Raw genomic sequence first — 6,872 nt, 5'->3', positions numbered from 1 at the left:
CCAAACTGTGATTTCTGGGAGGAACACATGAAATCTTTGATGAATACGGCTTTAGGGCTGTCTTTGGTTGTTGCGACGTCATCTGTTGCGGTTGCTGATGGGCACGCGCAGGAATTGACGATTGCGATTGTGAACAACGGTCACATGATTAACATGCAGACGGTTGCAGAGGCATACACTGAGGAAACTGGTGTTGTTTTGAACTGGGTGTCTTTGGAAGAAGGCGTTCTGCGCGATCAGGTGACGTCTGATACGGCGACCGGTGGTGGTCAGTACGACATCATCAACATCGGCATGCAGGAAGCGCCGATTTGGGGTGCTGCTGGTTGGATCGAACCGCTTGAGTTCGGTGATGACTACGACGTTGACGATATTCTGCCTGCAATGCGTGCTGGTCTGTCCCACGAGGGCACACTTTATGCGGCACCATTCTACGGTGAGTCTTCTATGGTGATGTACCGTAAAGACCTGACAGACGCTGCTGGTGTCACTATCGTTGACAACGATTCTTGGGACAACATTACGGCCGCTGCAGCTGCGATGCACGATCCTGACAACGGCGTTTACGGTGCATGTTTGCGCGGTAAGCCGGGTTGGGGTGACAACGGTGCGTTCATCGGTACGATCGCAAACTCATTCGGTGCTGCTTATCTTAACGCCGACATGACACCAGCATTCGACACGCCTGAGTTTAATGCTGCGGTAACGATGTATGTGAATTTGCTGCAGAACTACGGCCCTCCAGGTTCTGAAGGGAACTCCTTCAACGAGATCCTTGCTCTTTATAACGAAGACAAGTGTGGCCTTTGGATTGATGCGACGATTGCTGCATCCTTCCTTGAGAACGAAAATGTTGCATATGCACAGTCTCCAAACGCTGGTAACCCAGTGGGCGCGAACTGGTTGTGGGCATGGGCGATGGCTGTTCCAACAGGTTCACCAAACTCAGAAGCTGCGCACGACTTCATCGAGTGGGCAACATCTAAAGACTACGTTCAGGCTGTTGGTAACCACCCGGACTTTGGTTGGGGTTCTGTTCCAACTGGTCAGCGTGCATCCACATACGCGATCCCTGAGTTCCAGGCAGCTGCTGGCTTTGCCGAAGCTGAATTGGCAGCGATCAACTCTGCGGCGCCAGAAGCGACCGACATCAAGCCATATGTTGGTGTTCAGTTCGTAGCGATCCCTGAATTCCCAGAGATTGGTACTGCTTTTGGTCAGGAAATGGCAGCGGCATTGTCCGGCGCTAAGTCTGTAGAAGATGCACTTGCAGCAGCTCAGTCTGCAGCGGACGCAATCTTGTCCGAAGCGGGTTACTACTAACCCTTTCGACTGATCTAGGATGGGCCCGGCGTTTGCCGGGCCCAGACCTCCCCCCACGACGACCCCCTAAGTTTTTATATTTATTGATCATTTTGCTTTGATGCGGTGCCCCTTTTGGTGGTGTTGCTCGCTTGATGACCAGTCGCTTTATGCGAACCGCACTGACACGACGACTGAAACCCTGCCCCAAAAGGTGACCCGAGCTATGTCTACGAAAAGAACGCTCCCCCGGATCTTACAAACGCCAGCTGTTTTGCTGTTGCTGGTATGGATGTTGGTCCCGCTGAGCATGACGCTTTACTTCTCGTTTATCCGGTATGTGCTGAACTCGACGATCCGGCCGGAATGGACGACACCGGCGCTCAGTAACTGGCGGGGCTTCGGGAACTATCAGTATGTTCTGAATGCCAAGGATTTTTGGTTTGCGATCCAGAACTCTGTGCTGATCGTGTCCAGCATTTTGGTGCTGACGGTTGTTTTGGGTCTTGGGATTGCGGTTTTGGTGAACCGGAACTTCCCGGGGCGCGGGATTGTCCGTGTTTTGCTGATCTCGCCGTTCTTTGTGATGCCAGCGGTGAACGGGGTGTTGTGGATCAACATGATTTTGGACCCTGTGTTGGGTTTGCAGGGGATTGCTGTTGGCGGGATCAACAACATGATCGACGGGTTGCGTGACTTCCCGGTGTTGGGTTGGTTCTTTAACCTGTGGCCTGTGTTGGAACCGATCTCTTTCCGCGCCACACAGACCTCTGCTTATGCGGTCATTATGATGGTGACGTGGCAGTGGACTCCTTTTGCGGTGTTGATCTTTATGACGTCGTTGCAGTCCGAGGATGAAAGCCAGAAAGAAGCGGCGACGCTTGATGGGGCGTCTGCGTGGTCGCAGTTCATCAACCTGACGGTGCCGCATCTGGGGCGTCCGATTGCGATTGTTGTGATGATCCAGTCGATCTTCCACCTGTCACTTTATGCGGAAATCGAGATTGTCAGCCGCGGGAACGGCAACAAAAACCTGCCTTATCTGATTGGTGAGTTCACCTCGAACAACATCGGTGCGGCAAGTGCGACAGGTATCTTCGCGGTCATTCTGGCCAATATTATCGCCATCTTCTTGCTGCGCATGGTCGGCAAGACGTTGATGGACTAGGAGAAAAGACAATGGCTACCGTTTCTCAGACCTCGAAATTTAGCAAGATCGCATGGCCTGTTGTGGCTTGGATCGTGGCGCTGATCTTCTTCTTCCCGATTTTTTGGTTGGTGTTCACCAGCTTTAAGACGGACGCGGATGCAGTGAAGCCTGAATTCCTGTTCAAGTTCACGCCGACGTTGGAAAACTACACCAACATGACGGAGAACTATGATTACTGGCGCTTTGCGACCAATTCGGTGATCACGTCGACCTTTGCGACTTTGTTTGCGCTGGTGGTGGGTGTGCCTGCGGCCTATGCGATGGCGTTTGATCCAAGCCGTCACACCAAGGACATTCTGATGTGGATGTTGTCGACCAAGATGTTGCCAGCGGCGGCTGTTTTGTACCCGATGACCTTCCTGACGAAGAACATGCTGGGCATCTTTGACACGCACTTTCTGGTCATCTTGGTGTTGTGCCTGATCAACCTGCCGATCGTGATCTGGATGTTGTTCACCTACTTCAAGGAGATCCCGAAAGAGATCATCGAAGCGGGCAAGATGGACGGTGTGAGCACATGGGGCGAAATCAAGGATATCCTTATTCCGCTGGCGTGGGGTGGCATTGCATCGACCGCACTGCTGACTTTCATCTTCTGCTGGAACGAAGCCTATTGGACGGTCCGTTTGACCACGATTGATGCGGCGACTTTGTCGAAGCTGATTGAAGGCAACCGCGCACCAGAAGGTCTGTTCTTTGGACGTCTGTCGGCAGTATCGACAGCGGCTGTGGCCCCGATCATTGTGTTGGGCTGGTTCTGTCAGAAACAGCTGGTGCAGGGTCTGACCTTTGGTGCGGTGAAGTAAGGCGGCTGGCGGCGTCTGATCGCAAGATGCCGCCACGCGACCGGGCTGGAAAAAAGAGATAAATCATGTCGATAATGGTTCCAAAAATTGAGTTAGTCGATCGGACCACACGGTCGATCCGCTATCTTGAACATGGATGGCCTACGGATTTGTGTCGGTGGCATGCCCATGAAGAATACGAATTGCATCTGGTTGTGGCGACACGCGGCAAGGCGTTTGTGGGCGATTACATCGGTGATTTTGAAGCGGGTGATCTGTTCCTGACGGGGCCGAACCTGCCGCATAACTGGATCACGGATAAGGTCTGGACCGAACCTGTGGCGACCCGCGATATGCTGGTGCAGTTCAGCCATGAAAGCTTTGAAAAACTGGCCGAAGGGTTCCCCGAATTTGGCGAGGTCCGCAAGATGCTGACGCTGGCCCAGTCTGGCGTGCAATTTGAAGGGTTCAATCCGACCTTTGCGCGCGGTCACATGGAGTCGATCCGTAATAACGAAGGTCCTGAGCGTATTCTGGCGTTCATCCGGTTCCTTGTGCGGTTGAATGAGCATGCGGAAAAGAAGGTCCTGTCGGTGTCCAAGCTGGTGCAGGTTCAGGGCGGCAGTAAACACGCGCGGATCGGGGCTGTGGTGGATCACATCGTGGCCAACTTCAAAGACGATTTTAGCGTGGGGGATGCGGCTGAAATGGCGGGGATGACCCAAGCCACCTTCGCGCGCAATTTTACATCTGTGACGGGCCACAAGTTCGTTGAATTCCTGACGTCTGTGCGCGTGGGCCAAGCCTGCAGCATGCTGTATGCGTCGGATGCGACGATCTCGGATATCAGCTTTGATGCGGGGTTCCGCAATCTGGCGAACTTCAACCGTCACTTTCTAAAGATGAAGGGCATGACCCCTTCAGAGTACCGCGATACAGCGCGCAAAGACTTGTCTAAACCAATGGAGACCACATCATGAATAGCGCAGTTCTGCACCCAATCGGGGCGACGGGATATGACCGCGCAGCCTGTGCTGTGGGTGTCGTGCATTTGGGGTTCGGGGCGTTCCATCGGGCGCATCAGGCGATGTATCTTGATGATTACATGGACAAGTCCGGTGATCTGAACTGGGGTATTGCGGCTGTGAACCTGCGCGGTGCGGAAGCAGGGTCTTTTGCGGCGGCCGCAGATGATGTGGCGCGCCACGACGGGTACTTTTTGAAATCCTATTCGCCGGACGGGCAGGTGGCGTTGCGCCGTGTGCGATCGCATGTGCATTTTGCAGACTGGAGCGCGGACCGGACAGCATCCGAGGCGTTGCTGGCGCGCGGTAGCGTACATCTGGTGACGATTACGGTCACCGAAAGCGGCTATTACACCGATCCGAATGGCAATCTGAACCGCGCGGATCCAGTCATTGCAGCTGAAATGGCGGGTGATCAGACGCAAAGCGTTTACGGGTATCTGCGGGCGGGTTTGCAGGCGCGGATGGATGCGGGCGGTGCCCCTTTGACCATCGCGTGTTGTGATAACATCCGCCAGAACGGCAAGATGTTGCACCGCAATCTGCTGGCCTATCTTGAGGCCTGTGGCGATGCGGTGTTGCACGCGTGGGTCGCGGACAACGTGGCGTTCCCCTGTTCGATGGTGGACCGGATCACGCCGCGCAGCACGGTTGAATTGGGCGTGGAACTGACCCAGTTGATCGGGTCAGAGGTCGCGTCACCGATCATGGCCGAAGATTTTATCCAGTGGGTTTTGCAAGACAAAGCCGCAGGGCCGATGCCAGATCTGGCGCAGGCGGGTGTGACCGTGACGCCGGATGTGGATCCTTACGAGGAAACCAAAATCCGGGTGCTGAACGGCGGCCATACGGCCTTGTGTTATCTGGCTGCGTTGGAAGGTGTTGAAACCTTTGATGCGGCGATGCGGGTGCCGCATTTGCACCGCCACTTCCGCGCCTTTGAAGCAGACGAAGTGTTGCCTGCGATCACCATTGATCTGCCGTTCTCGAAGGCGGATTATCTGGACCAGATCGACGCGCGGTTTAGCAACCAGGCGATTGGCGATACGGTGGCGCGGATCTGTGCGGATGGCATGGTGAAGTTCCCGATCTTTATCCGCCCCACGCTGGAAGGCTGCCTGAAACAAGGCATCTTGCCGAAAAACGCGATCCGTTCGATTGCCAGCTGGCATGTGTTTGCAACCCATGTGGCGGCGGGCAAAATCCCGTTCAAATATGTGGAACCCAGCTGGGACGATCTGTCTGCCATGCTGGGCACGGACGCCTTTATCACATCGCGCCAACTCTGGGGCGATCTTCCTGAAACTTACCCTGAATTTGCCGAAACCCTTCGGCACGACATCTCTGAATTGGAGCAAAAATGGCCGGTTTGACACTGCGCGACGTGCGTAAAAGCTATGGTGCCACGCAAGTAATGCATGGCGTTGATCTGGATATCGACCACGGCGAATTTGTCGTGTTTGTGGGTCCATCAGGCTGCGGGAAATCCACGCTGTTGCGGATGATCGCGGGTCTTGAGGAAATCACATCCGGGTCGGTGAAGATCGGTGATGTGGAAGTCAACGATGTGGCTGCGTCCAAGCGTGGCGTGGCGATGGTGTTCCAGACCTATGCGCTTTACCCGCATATGAGCGTGTATAAAAACATGGCCTTTGGTCTGAAGCAGGCCAAGACTGATCCGGCCGAGATTGACCGCCGCGTGAAAGCTGCCGCAGAAATCCTGCAGCTAGGTGATTATCTGGACCGGAGCCCGCGCAACCTGTCGGGTGGTCAGCGTCAGCGTGTGGCCATTGGCCGTGCGATTGTGCGTGATCCGGAAGTGTTCCTCTTTGACGAACCGCTGTCCAACCTTGATGCGGCCCTGCGCGTGCAAACACGTCTGGAAATTGCGCGTCTGCATGAACGCCTTGGCAACACAATGATCTACGTGACCCACGATCAGGTCGAAGCGATGACGCTGGCCGACAAAATCGTTGTGCTGCGCGATGGCCGGATCGAACAGGTCGGATCACCGATTGATCTGTACGAACGCCCCGACAACGCCTTTGTGGCCCAGTTCATCGGTAGCCCGAAAATGAACTTCTTCGATGGTGCGGAACTAACCGACGGGGCAGCAGCCCACCTCGGCAAACCGGCTGACGCCAACGTGCAAGTCGGCCTGCGCCCCGAACACCTGACACCATCCGCAGAGAACGTCGTCGTCGAAGGCAAACTGGAACTGGTCGAAAACCTGGGCGAATACGCGCTCGTCCACCTGATCACAGCCGCAGGCACAGAGTTCATCGCCAAAACCGAAAAACCACCACACCAAGCCAAAGGCGAAACCATCGGCTTCACAATCAAACCAAACCTCGCACACGCCTTCGATAAAGCAACAGGTCTAAGAATTACGAGCTAGGCAAAAACGACAGAGCCACACCGATGTGTGGTTCTGTTAACCCTTCGATTCTGCACCGAAAAAACAACCACCGGTGCAGGATTGACGCAGTGCAGCATTTATCACTGCGGTTGATTGTGCAGGTGCAGCATTTCGTGTATTGTTAGCGCTAC

General features: G+C 54.8%; 6 protein-coding genes. All 6 read left to right on the top strand.

Going from position 1 to position 6,872, the window contains the following annotated elements:
- Window positions 1–27 precede the first annotated feature (27 nt).
- Window positions 28–1,323 carry an extracellular solute-binding protein gene (locus AC0L7R_RS19720; RefSeq protein ID WP_473661111.1) on the top strand — a complete coding sequence of 432 codons (1,296 nt, stop codon included), beginning with the start codon at window positions 28–30 and terminating at the stop codon, window positions 1,321–1,323.
- Between the two features lie 205 nt (window positions 1,324–1,528).
- Complete coding sequence (locus tag AC0L7R_RS19715; RefSeq protein WP_348107372.1) at window positions 1,529–2,470, top strand: carbohydrate ABC transporter permease; 942 nt, start codon at window positions 1,529–1,531, stop codon at window positions 2,468–2,470.
- An 11-nt stretch (window positions 2,471–2,481) separates the two neighbouring features.
- On the top strand, window positions 2,482–3,318 hold the full coding sequence (locus tag AC0L7R_RS19710; RefSeq protein WP_247130164.1) for a carbohydrate ABC transporter permease: 837 nt from the start codon (window positions 2,482–2,484) through the stop codon (window positions 3,316–3,318).
- Between the two features lie 65 nt (window positions 3,319–3,383).
- Window positions 3,384–4,277 carry a helix-turn-helix domain-containing protein gene (locus tag AC0L7R_RS19705; protein WP_247130165.1) on the top strand — a complete coding sequence of 298 codons (894 nt, stop codon included), beginning with the start codon at window positions 3,384–3,386 and terminating at the stop codon, window positions 4,275–4,277.
- On the top strand, window positions 4,274–5,695 hold the full coding sequence (locus tag AC0L7R_RS19700; RefSeq protein ID WP_473658779.1) for a mannitol dehydrogenase family protein: 1,422 nt from the start codon (window positions 4,274–4,276) through the stop codon (window positions 5,693–5,695). Before AC0L7R_RS19705 ends, AC0L7R_RS19700 begins: the two co-directional genes overlap by 4 nt.
- On the top strand, window positions 5,683–6,720 hold the full coding sequence (locus AC0L7R_RS19695) for a sn-glycerol-3-phosphate ABC transporter ATP-binding protein UgpC (RefSeq protein WP_473661106.1): 1,038 nt from the start codon (window positions 5,683–5,685) through the stop codon (window positions 6,718–6,720). The genes AC0L7R_RS19700 and AC0L7R_RS19695 overlap by 13 nt, the downstream gene beginning before the upstream one ends.
- The last annotated feature ends 152 nt before the right edge of the window (window positions 6,721–6,872 follow it).

The sequence above is a fragment of the Yoonia sp. D2-7 genome (assembly GCF_055809435.1).
Note: the sequence above shows the minus strand (reverse complement) of the source record. Positions and strands in the feature narration are given on the sequence as shown.

Excerpts from the sequence above, each read along its gene's own strand:
- AC0L7R_RS19720 (WP_473661111.1), top strand. The coding sequence starts at position 28 with ATGAAATCTTTGATGAATACGGCTTTAGGGCTGTCTTTGGTTGTTGCG.
- AC0L7R_RS19715 (WP_348107372.1), top strand. The coding sequence starts at position 1,529 with ATGTCTACGAAAAGAACGCTCCCCCGGATCTTACAAACGCCAGCTGTT.
- AC0L7R_RS19710 (WP_247130164.1), top strand. The coding sequence starts at position 2,482 with ATGGCTACCGTTTCTCAGACCTCGAAATTTAGCAAGATCGCATGGCCT.
- AC0L7R_RS19705 (WP_247130165.1), top strand. The coding sequence starts at position 3,384 with ATGTCGATAATGGTTCCAAAAATTGAGTTAGTCGATCGGACCACACGG.
- AC0L7R_RS19700 (WP_473658779.1), top strand. The coding sequence starts at position 4,274 with ATGAATAGCGCAGTTCTGCACCCAATCGGGGCGACGGGATATGACCGC.
- AC0L7R_RS19695 (WP_473661106.1), top strand. The coding sequence starts at position 5,683 with ATGGCCGGTTTGACACTGCGCGACGTGCGTAAAAGCTATGGTGCCACG.